The sequence below is a fragment of the Rhizobium sp. RCC_161_2 genome, assembly GCF_041355235.1.
Classification (GTDB): domain Bacteria; phylum Pseudomonadota; class Alphaproteobacteria; order Rhizobiales; family Rhizobiaceae; genus Rhizobium.
This window is the reverse complement of record NZ_JBFUPL010000005.1, coordinates 109,224-121,539: the sequence shown is the minus strand read 5'-3', so window position 1 is coordinate 121,539 and position 12,316 is coordinate 109,224. Positions and strand designations below refer to the sequence as shown.

The following is a 12,316-nucleotide window of genomic DNA, read 5'->3' as shown; positions in this document are numbered from 1 at the left end:
TTGTTCGTGTCAGGAATTAGACCGGAATGCCGACCGTCAGCCGGATCGCCTGGCGCACTTCCTCGAGGCCATCGCCCTTTTCCGAGGAGGTAGAGAGAATGCCCGGATAGGCAGCGGGACGCTTGCGGATTTTTTCGGCGGTATCGGCCAGCAGCTTCGGCAGGCCTGCTTCCTTGATCTTGTCGGTCTTGGTCAGCACGATCTGATAGGAAACGGCGGCCTTGTCGAGCAATGCCAGGACTTCTTCATCGTTCTTCTTGATGCCGTGGCGGCTGTCGATCAGCACATAGACGCGCTTCAGCGTCGTGCGTCCCCTGAGATAGTCGAAAACCAGCTTTGTCCAGGCATCTACCTGTTCCTTCGGCGCTTCGGCGTATCCGTAGCCGGGCATGTCCACCAGGGCCATCGGCGGCAGGTCGCCGCCTTCTCCGGAAAAGCCGTCGGGAACGAAGTAGTTGAGTTCCTGCGTACGGCCCGGTGTGTTCGAGGTGCGCGCCAGACCTTTGTGGCCGACCAGCGCATTGATCAGCGACGACTTGCCGACATTCGAGCGTCCGGCGAAGGCCACTTCCAGAGGCCCTTCCGGCGGCAGGAATTTCATCGCCGGCACGCCGCGGATGAAGATCCACGGGCGGCCGAAAAGCGGCTTGTCGTCTTTTGTCGTCTGTTCTGCCATGCTGCGTCAGGTCTTCCGGTTCGATTGGCTGTCTGCTTCGGGGTTTTGCCCGCGAAAGTCAAGTTTTGATCGGTATATGCTTAAGTTGGAGGAAATGTAGCAACTTTGCCAGCTTCGGCTTGTGGCCATTGCCGACGCGTACACGTCCTGCCATTCTGTGCCGATGGAACACAACGCCCCGGAAAGCGACGATGCTGCGGAAATACGCCTCGACCCGAACGAGGCGGTCGTGCTCTTCGAGCTTCTTTCTCGTTGGAGCGATCCTAAAACAACGCATACTCCTGATCATTTATGCTTCGAAAGCGCTGCGGAATGCGCCGTGTTGAACGGTCTACTCGTGGATCTCGAAAAACAACTCGTTGGCCCGCTCAAGCCGGAATACAAGCAAATTCTTGCCGATGCTCGAAGCTTGCTGGCAAAGCGATGGAGTTACCCAACCCTCAACGGCTGATCGTCCAGGCATGGCGCATAGTTTCCGTAGCGGTTCTTCTATCTCGTAGTTCCCATTGGCGGCACCTGCCATCGAAAAACAAAAAGCCCCGCCGAAGCGGGGCTTGAATGGTCATTTCGATGGCGCCGGTTTTCGTTTGAAGAGGCCCTTCATATTGTCGAAGAGTTCCACCTTCACGCCGTGGCGCTTCATGATGATCGACTGCTGGATCACCGAGAGCGTATTGTTCCAGGCCCAGTAGATCACGAGACCGGCCGGGAAGCTTGACAGCATGAACATGAATACCAGCGGCATCCAGTTGAAGATCATCGCCTGGGTCGGATCCGGCGGCGTCGGGTTCATGCGCATCTGCAGGAACATGGTGACGCCCATGATCAGCGGCCAGACGCCGAGATGCAGGATGGTCGGAGCCGTGAATGGCAGCAGGCCGAAGAGGTTGACGATCGAGGTCGGATCGGGAGCCGAAAGGTCCTGGATCCAGCCGAAGAACGGCGCATGGCGCATCTCGATGGTGATGTAGATCACCTTGTAGAGCGAGAAGAAGATCGGGATCTGCAGGAGCACCGGCCAGCAGCCAGCGATCGGGTTGATCTTTTCTTCCTTGTAGAGCTGCATCGTCGCCTGTTGCAGCCCCATGCGGTCATCGCCGAACTTGGCCTTCAGCTCTTCCATCTTCGGCTGCATGCGCTTCATGTTCGCCATCGAAGCGTATTGCTTGCTGGCGAGCGGGAAGAACAGCGCCTTGACGACAATGGTCGTGCACAGAATGGCGACACCGAAATTGCCGAAGAAGCGGAAGAAGAAATCCATCAGCTTGAACATCGGCTTGGTGATGAAATAGAACCAGCCCCAGTCGATCAGGCGATCGAATTTCGGGATCGAATAGCTCGTCTCGTAACGGTCGATGACTGGCACTTCCTTGGCGCCGGCGAAGACGAGGCTCTTCAGCTCCTGCGACTGGCCGGGGGCGACGGTGACGGCATCCTGCTTGTAGTCGGCCTGATAGCGCGGCTGGCCATCGGCGAAATGCGAGAAATGCGCGTCATAGGCGCCCGATTGCGGCGGCACGATCGTCGCTGCCCAGTACTTGTCGGTAATACCGAGCCAGCCACCGGTCGCCTTGGCGGGATTGACGGCTTCCTTCTCGGCGGCGGTATATTTGGTCTCGATCAGGCCGTCGTCGCCGATGACGCCGATGAAGCCTTCATGCAGGACGTAGGCCGACGGCGTGGTCGGCTTGTTGTAGCGCGTCACGCGGCCATAGCTCGACAGCGATACCGGCGCCTGGCCGGCATTGGCGATCTTGTCGGTGATCGTGAACATGTAGCGTTCGTCGACCGAGATGGTGCGGGTAAAGGTGATACCCTTGTCATTGGTATAGGAGAGCGTTACCGGCGTGCTGTTGGTCAGCTTGCTGCCGCTCGCAACAGTCCATACCGTCGAGGGCCCGGGAACGGCGCCAGTCGCGTCGCTGCCGACATAGCCGAGTTCGGTGAAGTAGCCGTCCTTGGTGTCGGCCGGGCTGAACAGCGTGATGATCGGGCTGCTCTTGTCGACCGTTTCATGGTAGGCCTTGAGCTGCAGATCGTCGAAGCGGGCACCTTCCAGATTGATGGAGCCGGACAGCGCGGGCGTGTCGATGGTGACGCGCGAGGCGGCCGACTTGGCAACCGATTGATCGTGGGTCAGCGTCGTCGGTGCGCTCTGGCCGCTTGACGGCGCTGCGCCGTCCACGCTGGCGCCGGCGGCCGGGTTCTGCGTCGTCTGGACCTGCTGCGCTTGCTGCTGCGCCTTGGCGGCGAGATCGGCCTTGCGCTGCGCCTCGAGACGCGGGTTCATGTAGAAAAACTGCCAGGCGAGAACAATCAGCACTGACAGGGCAATTGCTATGAAGTAATTGCGTTTGTTTTCCATCATACTTTCCTGGAGCGGTCCGTCTCCGGCCGGCGGGGTTTCGGCCTGGTTTCGATCCGTTGGGCGAGCTCGCTCGCCAGTTTTTCGAAAGGTGCGGTCAGTACATCGCGCCGCGCGACAACCACATAGTCGTGTCCGGGCTGCATTGCAAACCCGGCATGAAGCCGCACGGCTTCTTTCAGCCTGCGCCGTATGCGGTTGCGTTCCACCGCGTTGCCATGTTTTTTGGTAACGGTAAAACCGACGCGGGGTTCGGCGTCGGTGAGCTTGCGGTCCAGCACTTCGATTAGGAAGAGACTTCCCTTGCGCTTTTCGCCTTGGCGGACAGCAAGAAACTGCGGCCGGCTTTTCAGCCGCCCGACAGTCTTTTGGGATCGTTCATTCGTCAATTCGCCCGCCATCTTCTCGGGCATTCCGGCCCTTAGGCCGAAAGACGCTTGCGACCGCGGGCACGGCGGGCGGAAAGAACCTTGCGGCCGCCTGCGGTTGCCATGCGCGCACGGAAACCGTGGCGACGCTTGCGAACAAGCTTGGATGGTTGGTAAGTACGCTTCATTTATTTGAATACCGCGGAGTGCGGCCCTTCTTGAGCTTTGCCTTAAAAGCAAGCAGCGTTGTTGATTATGACGAACGGACTCGGCCCGCAAATGCAGGCTCCGTGACCGGACGTGCGCGGGCTTATACGGATCATGGCTCCGGAAGTCAATTATATCGCCACAGATTCCTGAAAGCCTGCTACCTGGGCAAAGCGCGGCTTCGTCTAGCCGGCGCGTAGTGCCGTTACGATTCCGGACAACCGGTAAATTCGTACTTTATAATATTAAAATTGTTACTTTTGGATATATACTAAGTATCCGAAAGTGTTTTGAAATTTATATTAAGGATGCCTCAATATAACATTAATAATTTTAGTGGATATTTAGGGGTATTGCGGAAAGCCCAAGTTTTTGAGGGGGTGGCTTCCGCTTCCAGGAGGCATGTCGTTGAAGATTCGTGGCAAGATTAATCTGCTTGTATGTGTGATGGCCGGTGCCGCGCTTTTGATCGGCGTAACCGCTCTTTATGCCGTGCACCGATACGAGCAGCAGATGCGAGCCTATGAACAGGCAGCGAGCCGCGCCTACCAGGGCGAGCATCTGAACCGTGTCGTGACCGCCGTCGTTATGGAAGCGCGCGGTATCTATGCGTCGGCCACCATCAAGGACGCCAAGGGCTTCGCCGATGGATTGATGAAGGATCTCGACGAAATCGACAGCACATTTGCCACCTGGTCCCCAATGGTTCCCGAAGCACAGAAGGCGGAATTCGCCAAATTGCAGGATCGAGCCCAAGAATTCCGTACATTCCGGTCTGAGACCGTGAGGCTTGCTCTGTCGGACGGTCCTGATGCCGCCAGCAAGCAGGGTAATAATGAGGCCAACCGTGCCAACCGCAAGGCCTTCCAGGCCGAGATCGATACCGTCGTCAAGGTCGACAAGGCCGAGCTCGCGACGATCGGCGCCGAAATCGACGCTTTCCAGAAAACGGTCCTTTGGGCTGTGCTCGGTATCACGGTGTCGGGCATCGTCGCGGGTGCCGGCCTCGGTACCTATATCGGCGCCGTGCATCTGAGCCGCCCGATCCGCAAGGTAACGGAGACCATCAAGCTCGTGGCGGACGGCAATTTCGATGTCGAGGTTCCCTTTGCCGGGCGAGCGGATGAAATCGGCGAGATGGCGGTCGCCGTCGATATATTCAAGCAGAACGGCAAGACCGTGCAGCGCATGAATGCCGAGGAAACGACGATGCGCGCCCGGAACGATGAGCTGCAGTCCGACATGTCGGTCGTCGTTGCAGCGGCGGCGGCCGGCGATTTCAGCCGCCGAATCGACAAGGACTACGAGGACGTCAACCTCAACCGTTTCGCCGGCAATATCAACGAGCTCCTGGTGAGCGTGGATACGGGCACCAGCGAGGTCCGCCGCGTCATTGCGAGCCTTGCGGACGGCGATCTGACCCAGACCATGCAGGGCGAATTCCAGGGCGCCTTCGCCGAGCTGCAACAAAACGTCAACGCCACACTCACGACGCTGAAGAGCACCATGCGCGAGGTGCGCGAGACGACAGGCTCGATCAACATCAATACCAGTGAACTGGGCCATGCCAGCGACGACCTGTCGCGGCGCACCGAGCAGCAGGCCGCCGCCCTGGAAGAGACTTCCGCGGCACTCGACGAGATCACCGCCGTGGTGCAAAACTCGACCGAACGGGCGCGTGAGGCAAGCGTCATGGTGACGGAAGCCAAGGAAGATGCCGCCCGTTCCGGCACGGTGGTGCGCAATGCCGTCGACGCCATGGGGCGCATCGAGCAGGCATCCGGCGAGATCAGCCAGATCATCGGCGTCATCGACGAGATCGCTTTCCAGACCAATCTTCTGGCGCTGAATGCCGGTGTCGAGGCAGCCCGTGCCGGTGATGCCGGCAAGGGTTTCGCCGTCGTCGCCCAGGAGGTGCGCGAACTGGCGCAGCGCTCCGCCACCGCCGCCAAGGATATCAAGGCTCTGATCAGCAAATCCGGCAGTGAGGTGCAGGTCGGCGTCAAGCTGGTGCAGGCAACCGGCGAGGCACTGGCGACCATCGAGTCGCGCGTCTTGAAGATCAACGATCACATTCATTCGATCGCGACGGCCGCCCGCGAGCAGGCAACTGGTCTCAACGAGGTCAACAAGGCCGTCAACCAGATGGACGAGGTGACGCAGCGCAACGCCGCCATGGTCGAGGAAACCTCGGCCGCCACCCATCGTCTTTCGGAGGAGGCGGACGGTCTCGTTCGCCTTGTCGCCCGTTTCAAAGTCGACGCGGGTTCCATGCCCGCATCCGCGCCGGTCTCGGCACGCACTGAGACCCATCGCGCTGTGGCATCACCGGCGCATCGGATGATCGGCAAGCTCGCCAGCGCCTTTGGCGGCGGTTCGGCAAACGGCGCGCAGGAATTCTGATCCGTTAAAGCGGGACGGGAGAGCCGTGCGAATGCGCCTTTCCCGCTCTCGCAACGGCCGAACTTGCCACCGGTCATGGAAGCGATTGGAAAACGCGACGCAATCCCCTATTATCCCGTTTCGATATGTCGTCATTAGATCGCTTTGCAGCAAAGCGGGACAGCTGAAATGGATAGTGGGCAGGACAGGAACCTTGGCGCGGCCAACAAGGCCGAAGCGCGTGGTCACGCCCGTTTCTGCCGGCCCACCGGCATTTTCGGCGGCCTGTCCGGCAAGCTCCTGATCCTCACGGTCTTCTTCATCCTGCTTGCCGAAGTACTGATCTTCGTGCCGTCGGTCGCCAATATGCGGCTGCGCTGGCTGGAGGATCGGCTGAACACGGCCGCTGCCGCCGCCACCGTCATCGACGGCCTGCAGCCGGCAGAACTCCCCCGCGCGCTTCAGAAGGAAACGCTGATGGCGACGGGCACGCGCGCCATCGTGCTGCGCAAGGACGGAACCTCGCGGCTGCTGGCGACCGCCGAGATGCCGGCCTCGGTCGATGAACAGTACGATCTGAGCAATGTCTCGCTGCCGACCGCGATGCGTGATGCTCTGGACACGCTGCTGTTCGGCGGCAACCGCATCATTCGCGTTTTCGGCCCGGTCGGCGGCGACGCCGGCACCGGCATTGAGGTCGTGCTGAAGGACACGCGCCTGCGCAATGCCATGCTCGCCTATTCCGGCAGCGTCTTCCTGATGTCGATCCTGATTTCGCTGTTCACAGCGACCCTGATCTTTTTTGCCATCAACCGCATGATGATCCGCCCGATCCGCCGGCTGACCGACAGCATGCAGGCCTATTCCGACGATCCGGAAGACCCGAGCCGCGTGCTGGTGCCGGACGAAGGACGCGACGAGCTTGCCGTGGCCGGCCATCACCTCGCCTCCATGCAGTCGCAGCTGCAAAAGACGCTGAAGCAGCAGAAGAACCTCGCTGCCCTTGGCCTTGCCGTGTCGAAGATCAACCACGACATGCGCAACATCCTGTCGGCGGCGCAACTAATGTCGGACCGCCTGGTCGATGTCGACGACCCCATGGTCAAGCGCTTTGCGCCGAAGCTCCTGCGTACCATCGACCGTGCCGTCGGCTATACGACCGAGGTCCTGTCCTACGGCCAGACCTCCGAATCAGCGCCGCGCCGCCGCCGGGTGCATCTGCACGAGTTGATCGACGAGGTGCGCGATATCCTGGCGATCGATCCGGAAGGCGGCATCGAGTTCGTCGAGCAAGTGAGCCAAGAGCTGGTCGTCGACGCCGACAGCGAACAACTGTTCCGCGTTATCCACAATCTCTGCCGTAACGCCCATCAGGCGCTGGTCGCCTTCGGCGAGTCCACGCCAGACAGTGTCCGCCGCATCACGGTTTCCGGGCATCGCATCGGCAGTGTCGTCGGCATCACCGTCGACGACACTGGCCCCGGCATGCCGCAGAAAGCGCGGGAAAACCTGTTTACCGCCTTCCGAGGCTCGGCGCGCTCCGGCGGCACCGGCCTTGGGTTGGCGATTGCCCGCGAGCTGGTGCTGGCCCATGGCGGCACCATTGCGCTGGTGGAAAAACCCGCCGCCGGCACGCAGTTCCGCATCGAAATACCGGACCGCCCGGTGTCGCTCGACGATTACCGCAGCCGCAGCGCCCACGAAAGCTGAGGTTTTTCAGCTTCTTCGCCTCCGCTTCTGTGAAAATCGCGATCTTTTTCACAAACCCACTTGCATTCCCCGGAAGGACGCTTTAGAGAACCGCCACGCCAACGGATTACACCGTCTCGGCCACGCACCCGTAGCTCAGCTGGATAGAGCACCAGACTACGAATCTGGGGGTCAGGAGTTCGAATCTCTTCGGGTGCGCCATTTTTTTCATTTATAATTAGCAGAGTGAGCCCGCCCCGATCTTATCGATGGGGGCAGATTATCCATGATTTGCGATGATCTAGGGCATGACAAGGTTTGGCTGTGTTGAGCAAGCCTACGCGCTCGTCGTGTCCGAACCGCCCGATGCTGCTGGCCAGGTGATGTAATAATACTGCGATCCGACCTAGCCGAAATAGGCCTCGTTGCCGATGACCTTGTCGATGAAGCTGCCGTCGGTATTCTTGACGAACGTTGCGTCGGAACCGCGCTGGAGATGTGCCTTCAAATAGCTGTTCCAATCGCTGGTGGGGATCGTGTCCGCGGTCTTGCTGGTCGTGCTCTGTTCGCTGGCGGCATAGACATCCCAGGCCGTGATCGAAGCGCCGTTGGTTGGATCGGAGACCGTAAGCGTGCCCTGATCGAGGGCGTCGAGCGTGGCCTGTGTCTGACCTCCCGTGCCCTCGCTCTTTACGGCATCCTGCAGGTTCTGCTTCAACAGGGTCATGAACGAGCTGCTGTTCATGTCGGGATTGGCGTGTGACGCCGACGTACCATCGGATTGGGTTGTGGACAGGCCGTTGAGTATGCTTGCCAGCGACGCTTTCGGACTTGCGCCGAGCCGTCTCAACGCGTCGGCTTGCCGTTGGCGCCTTCGCTGTGATCCGTTCTCAGCGGAAGTTCGGGAAGGAATAGCAACGCAATCAGCGCCAGCGCCACGATGGCGGTTCCGGTGGCGAAGGTCATGGCGATGGCGTGACGGTAAAGCGCGATCGCCGCGGCATGGGCCTCCGGCGAAGCGGTGGCAAGCTGCTTCAGGCCGCTTTCGGTCAGCGCTGACATGTCCAGGCCGCCGGAGGCGCCAGTCGCCTGTTGCACGCGATAGGCAAGGATCGCGCCGGAGCCGGTGACGCCGATCAGGCCGCCGAGTGAGCGGAAGAACGCAAGCGTCGCCGTGCCGACACCGCGATGGGCGAGGGGCAGGGCGTTCTGTACTGCGATCGTCATGGTCGGCATCACCAGCCCAAGCCCCAGGCCGAGCGCAAAGATCGAGGGTTCGATGACGGTGAATCCCAGGCTTTCGGCGGTCGCCCAGGCGAGCACGGCGAAGGCTGCGGTTGCAAGACCGAGGCCCAGGAGTTGGGCCGGCTTGTAGCGCCCCGAGCGTTGTAGAAGTACGCGTCCGTTGAACATCGAGGAAATGACGAAGCCGACCATCAGCGGTCCGGTCAGAAGGCCGGATTGCGAGGGGCTGACACCCATCACCATCTGGAAGAACAGCGGAAAGAACAGGCTCGCGCCGAGCATGCCCATAAAGGTCAGGGCCAGCACGATACAGGCAACGACGAACAGGCGGTTGCGGAAGAGATCGGGCGGCAGGACCGGCTCCGGCTCATGACGGATATGGAAGACGAAGAGAACGGTCAGGATGAGGGAGGCGGCCGACAGGCCGATGATCTCAGGTGAATTCCAGGCCCATTCGTTGCCGCCAAGCGCAAGCACCAGCAGGAAGCCGGTGGTGCAGGCGGTCAAGAGTGCCGCGCCGAGATAGTCGATACGGCGGCTGCGCGCCTGATGCGGCCGCTTCATGGCACGGCCGATCATGACGAGGGCGATCGCGCCGATCGGCAGGTTGACGTAGAAGATCCAGTGCCAGGAGAGCAGGTCGGTGATGACGCCACCGACGATCGGGCCGATGACGCTGCAGACGGCGAAGACGGCCGCGATCGAGCCCTGGCTGCGGCCGCGCCTGGCCGGCGGCACCAGGTCGCCGATGATGATCTGCGCAAGGGGCATCAACCCGCCGGCGCCAATGCCCTGAATGGCGCGGAAGATAATGAGCTGGAGCAATGTCTGCGCCATGCCGCTCAGGACGGAACCGAGAAGGAAGATCAGGATCGCCGTGTAGATCATCGGCTTTCGGCCATATTGGTCGCTGAGCTTGCCATAGAGCGGCATAGTGCTCGTTGAGGCCAGCACATAGGCGCTGACCACCCAGGATAGATGCGTCACGCCGCCGAGATCGCTGACGATGCGCGGCAGGGCTGTGGCGACGATGCTCTGGTCGATGGCGGCGAGACCGAGCACGATCATCAGGCCGAGGATGACGGCGCGGATTTCGCGCCGGTCGGGCATGTTGTTTCCGCTCGGTGCCGGCTGAGGAGCGGCTTGTTGTACCTGCGCGGTCATTGTCCGATGTCTCCAAGCGGGCCGACGGCGGCGCGGATGGCCGCACGCGCTTCGGGCGATAATCTGGCGAGTTCCGAGGCGAGCCAATCAGTCCGCCTTTGTTTGATCCTCTTGATCAAGGCCCGCCCCTTGTCGGTGGCGATCAGGCCGTTGCGCCGCCTGTCGTGCGGATCGGGCGCGGCGCGGGCCACCAGGCCCTCGCGTTCCATTGCCTTGATGTGCCCTGATATCGTCGGCCCACGCAGCTTTTCCAGCCGCGCCAGCTCCGCGACGCCGATGCCCGGTTGCCAGATGATTCCGACGAGGAGAAGGGCCTGCAGTGGCGAGATGCCGATGTCGCCGGTCTCGCGTTTTAGCTGGCGATGGAGGCGATGCAGCGCCGGGCGCAGCGCCTCGGCGAGTGCCGTTGCTTCCTCCAGTGCCTCGATATATCCGGTTTCGCGCATGGTGTTCCTATTTATAAATAGGTAGGCTTCCTATCTATAGGGATATCGTACTGTTCAAGCATCCGCAAGCGGTCGAACCTGGCGGAACCTTTTTCAATCATTGCGCGTTTTCTGATGTTATTGGACTTGAGAGGAGAATGACCGTGAGGAGATTGTTGTCGGCGGTGTCAGCCACCGCCCTGAGTGTTTTGCTTGCCGTTTCGTCTATCGATCCGGTTGCTGCGGGGCCAATCCAACCCCTGCCGCAGCCGCTGCTCACACAGACGACCGGTCCGGTCAGCGGTGTGACCGAGGTGCAATATCGGCATTACCGACCGCACTATCGTCCGCATCACCGTCCATACTACCGACCTGGTTATCATCATCGCCCGGGTTATTGGCATGGCCATCGTGGTTATCGCTACGGGCGCCCCGGCTATCGCCGCTACAATGATGGCTGGTGGTATCCGATGGCCGCCTTCACCGCCGGCGCGATCGTCGGTGGCGCCGTAGCTCGCCCATCGCATGGAAGCGCGCATGTTCGCTGGTGCGCCAACCGGTATCGGTCGTATCGCGCGTCCGACAACACCTATCAGCCGACCAATGGTCCGCGCCGGCAATGCGTCGTGCGGTGATTGCGCATAAAAACCCTCTCCCCGCTTTTGCGGGGAGAGGGCGAAAATCACGCTATAGCCGGCATCGCTATCTTCAATCCCGTCAACTGCTCCGATACTTCCCAAAGCCGCCGCCCTATGGCTTTGTTCTGGGCATAGGGCACGATCTTGGCCCGCACGGGCGAGCCCTTCATTTCGTAGAAGCCATCCGGACCATACATGACGCCGCTTTCGGCGTTGGGTGATGTCGCGGCGAACAAGGTCGGCAATGCGCCGCCCGCCGCCGAATGCGAGAAGATCGGTTCCATCGCCTTGCCAAGCAGCTCAAGCCAGCCCGCCCTGTTCCGACCCATGCGCGGGCCGGTGCTTTGCAGGCCGGTGATCGCGTAACCGGGATGGGCCGCCGTGCTCGTGAGGTTCCAGTTCTCAGCCCGGGCGATCCGGTCGAGTTCGAGGCTGAACATCAATGTCGCCAGCTTTGACTGGCAATAGGCGCGCCATGCGCTGTAGCTCTCCTCCCAGTGCAAGTCGTCGAAATTGATTTTGCCGCTGCGGTGCGCCAGGCTGCTGACGGTGACGACGCGCGAGTTGCTGGCGGCAAGGACATTGCGCAGCAGCCGCATGGTCAAGGCGAAGTGACCGATATAATTCGCGCCCATCTGCATCTCGAAACCATCTTCCGTCTCATGCCGGTCCGGAATGGCCATGACGCCGGCATTGTTGATGAGCAGGTCGATCCGTGGCGCGGATGCGGCGATGCGCGTGGCGGCGCGGGCGACGGACACGAGGCTGGCGAGATCGAGCGGCTCGAAGGTGACGTCGGCGCCGGGTGTATCGGCGCGGATCTTGGCCAATACTTCTGCGCCTTTTCTTTCATTGCGCGAAGCGATGATCACCCTGGCGCCGGCGCCGGCCAGCGCCTTGGCGGCTTCATAGCCGATGCCGCTGGTGGCACCGGTAATGACGGCGATGCGGCCGGTCTGCGAGGGAATGTCTTTCACGGTCCAGTCAGGCATTGCGGGTCTCCAAGGGAAGAGCTTGTTTATTTCTGTACCAGATTAATTATTGCACTAAACGCAAAAATACAATAGTTAAAAATATGCATTGATTATGAAGGGCGATTATGCTTTGCATGCCGCTGATTTCGGCAATTTCATTGGCTGCCGTGCCTTCGAATTGCC

At 60.7% G+C, this 12,316-nt stretch carries 12 protein-coding genes and 1 tRNA gene; 5 read left to right on the top strand and 8 right to left on the bottom strand.

What is annotated here, in order from left to right; all coding sequences use genetic code 11:
• Positions 1 to 16 precede the first annotated feature (16 nt).
• Positions 17 to 676, bottom strand: a complete 660-nt coding sequence (gene yihA, locus AB6803_RS15025; RefSeq protein WP_371109628.1) for a ribosome biogenesis GTP-binding protein YihA/YsxC — start codon at positions 674 to 676, stop codon at positions 17 to 19.
• 121 nt (positions 677 to 797) lie between these two features.
• Here yihA and AB6803_RS15020 point away from each other — a divergent pair, with 121 nt between their 5' ends.
• On the top strand, positions 798 to 1,127 hold the full coding sequence (locus AB6803_RS15020) for a hypothetical protein (protein ID WP_371109627.1): 330 nt from the start codon (positions 798 to 800) through the stop codon (positions 1,125 to 1,127).
• A 111-nt stretch (positions 1,128 to 1,238) separates the two neighbouring features.
• On the opposite strand, the gene yidC is transcribed toward AB6803_RS15020, so the two are convergent.
• The 3 genes from yidC to rpmH are packed head-to-tail and all read right to left on the bottom strand — an operon-like array spanning position 1,239 to position 3,597.
• The gene (gene yidC, locus AB6803_RS15015) at positions 1,239 to 3,041 is read right to left on the bottom strand and encodes a membrane protein insertase YidC (protein ID WP_371109951.1); all 1,803 of its coding nucleotides are present in this window, start codon (positions 3,039 to 3,041) and stop codon (positions 1,239 to 1,241) included.
• A complete protein-coding gene (rnpA, locus tag AB6803_RS15010) occupies positions 3,041 to 3,442 on the bottom strand; it encodes a ribonuclease P protein component (RefSeq protein ID WP_371109950.1) in 402 nt (133 codons plus the stop codon). The genes yidC and rnpA overlap by 1 nt, the downstream gene beginning before the upstream one ends.
• A 20-nt stretch (positions 3,443 to 3,462) precedes the next feature.
• A complete protein-coding gene (rpmH, locus tag AB6803_RS15005; protein WP_046794124.1) occupies positions 3,463 to 3,597 on the bottom strand; it encodes a 50S ribosomal protein L34 in 135 nt (44 codons plus the stop codon).
• A 427-nt stretch (positions 3,598 to 4,024) separates the two neighbouring features.
• On the opposite strand from rpmH, the gene AB6803_RS15000 reads away from it, so the two are divergent.
• The 3 genes from AB6803_RS15000 to AB6803_RS14990 all read left to right on the top strand — a co-directional run bounded on the left by AB6803_RS15000 (position 4,025) and on the right by AB6803_RS14990 (position 7,909).
• Complete coding sequence (locus tag AB6803_RS15000) at positions 4,025 to 6,019, top strand: methyl-accepting chemotaxis protein (protein ID WP_371109949.1); 1,995 nt, start codon at positions 4,025 to 4,027, stop codon at positions 6,017 to 6,019.
• Between the two features lie 168 nt (positions 6,020 to 6,187).
• Complete coding sequence (locus AB6803_RS14995; RefSeq protein WP_371109626.1) at positions 6,188 to 7,708, top strand: ATP-binding protein; 1,521 nt, start codon at positions 6,188 to 6,190, stop codon at positions 7,706 to 7,708.
• A 124-nt stretch (positions 7,709 to 7,832) separates the two neighbouring features.
• Positions 7,833 to 7,909: transfer RNA gene (locus tag AB6803_RS14990), tRNA-Arg, on the top strand.
• A gap of 184 nt (positions 7,910 to 8,093) precedes the next feature.
• Here the strand turns inward: AB6803_RS14990 and AB6803_RS14985 are convergent.
• The 3 genes from AB6803_RS14985 to AB6803_RS14975 all read right to left on the bottom strand — a co-directional run bounded on the left by AB6803_RS14985 (position 8,094) and on the right by AB6803_RS14975 (position 10,542).
• On the bottom strand, positions 8,094 to 8,414 hold the full coding sequence (locus AB6803_RS14985; protein ID WP_371109625.1) for a hypothetical protein: 321 nt from the start codon (positions 8,412 to 8,414) through the stop codon (positions 8,094 to 8,096).
• Between the two features lie 119 nt (positions 8,415 to 8,533).
• Positions 8,534 to 10,096, bottom strand: coding sequence for an MDR family MFS transporter (locus AB6803_RS14980; protein WP_371109624.1), 1,563 nt, complete (start codon positions 10,094 to 10,096; stop codon positions 8,534 to 8,536).
• Positions 10,093 to 10,542, bottom strand: coding sequence for a MarR family winged helix-turn-helix transcriptional regulator (locus tag AB6803_RS14975; RefSeq protein ID WP_371109623.1), 450 nt, complete (start codon positions 10,540 to 10,542; stop codon positions 10,093 to 10,095). The genes AB6803_RS14980 and AB6803_RS14975 overlap by 4 nt, the downstream gene beginning before the upstream one ends.
• Before the next feature lie 137 nt (positions 10,543 to 10,679).
• Between AB6803_RS14975 and AB6803_RS14970 the strand changes: the two genes are divergently transcribed.
• Positions 10,680 to 11,156, top strand: coding sequence for a BA14K family protein (locus AB6803_RS14970; protein WP_371109622.1), 477 nt, complete (start codon positions 10,680 to 10,682; stop codon positions 11,154 to 11,156).
• Positions 11,157 to 11,203: 47 nt separating this feature from the next.
• Here AB6803_RS14970 and AB6803_RS14965 read toward each other — a convergent pair whose 3' ends face one another.
• Positions 11,204 to 12,151 (bottom strand): oxidoreductase, encoded by a 948-nt coding sequence (locus tag AB6803_RS14965; RefSeq protein WP_371109621.1) that lies wholly within the window; start codon positions 12,149 to 12,151, stop codon positions 11,204 to 11,206.
• Positions 12,152 to 12,316: the final 165 nt, after the last annotated feature.

Coding starts and splice junctions, on each gene's coding strand:
- rpmH (WP_046794124.1), bottom strand. CDS start 3,597: ATGAAGCGTACTTACCAACCATCCAAGCTTGTTCGCAAGCGTCGCCAC.
- AB6803_RS14965 (WP_371109621.1), bottom strand. CDS start 12,151: ATGCCTGACTGGACCGTGAAAGACATTCCCTCGCAGACCGGCCGCATC.
- yidC (WP_371109951.1), bottom strand. CDS start 3,041: ATGGAAAACAAACGCAATTACTTCATAGCAATTGCCCTGTCAGTGCTG.
- yihA (WP_371109628.1), bottom strand. CDS start 676: ATGGCAGAACAGACGACAAAAGACGACAAGCCGCTTTTCGGCCGCCCG.
- AB6803_RS14975 (WP_371109623.1), bottom strand. CDS start 10,542: ATGCGCGAAACCGGATATATCGAGGCACTGGAGGAAGCAACGGCACTC.
- AB6803_RS14985 (WP_371109625.1), bottom strand. CDS start 8,414: ATGACCCTGTTGAAGCAGAACCTGCAGGATGCCGTAAAGAGCGAGGGC.
- AB6803_RS14995 (WP_371109626.1), top strand. CDS start 6,188: ATGGATAGTGGGCAGGACAGGAACCTTGGCGCGGCCAACAAGGCCGAA.
- rnpA (WP_371109950.1), bottom strand. CDS start 3,442: ATGGCGGGCGAATTGACGAATGAACGATCCCAAAAGACTGTCGGGCGG.
- AB6803_RS14980 (WP_371109624.1), bottom strand. CDS start 10,096: ATGACCGCGCAGGTACAACAAGCCGCTCCTCAGCCGGCACCGAGCGGA.
- AB6803_RS14970 (WP_371109622.1), top strand. CDS start 10,680: ATGACCGTGAGGAGATTGTTGTCGGCGGTGTCAGCCACCGCCCTGAGT.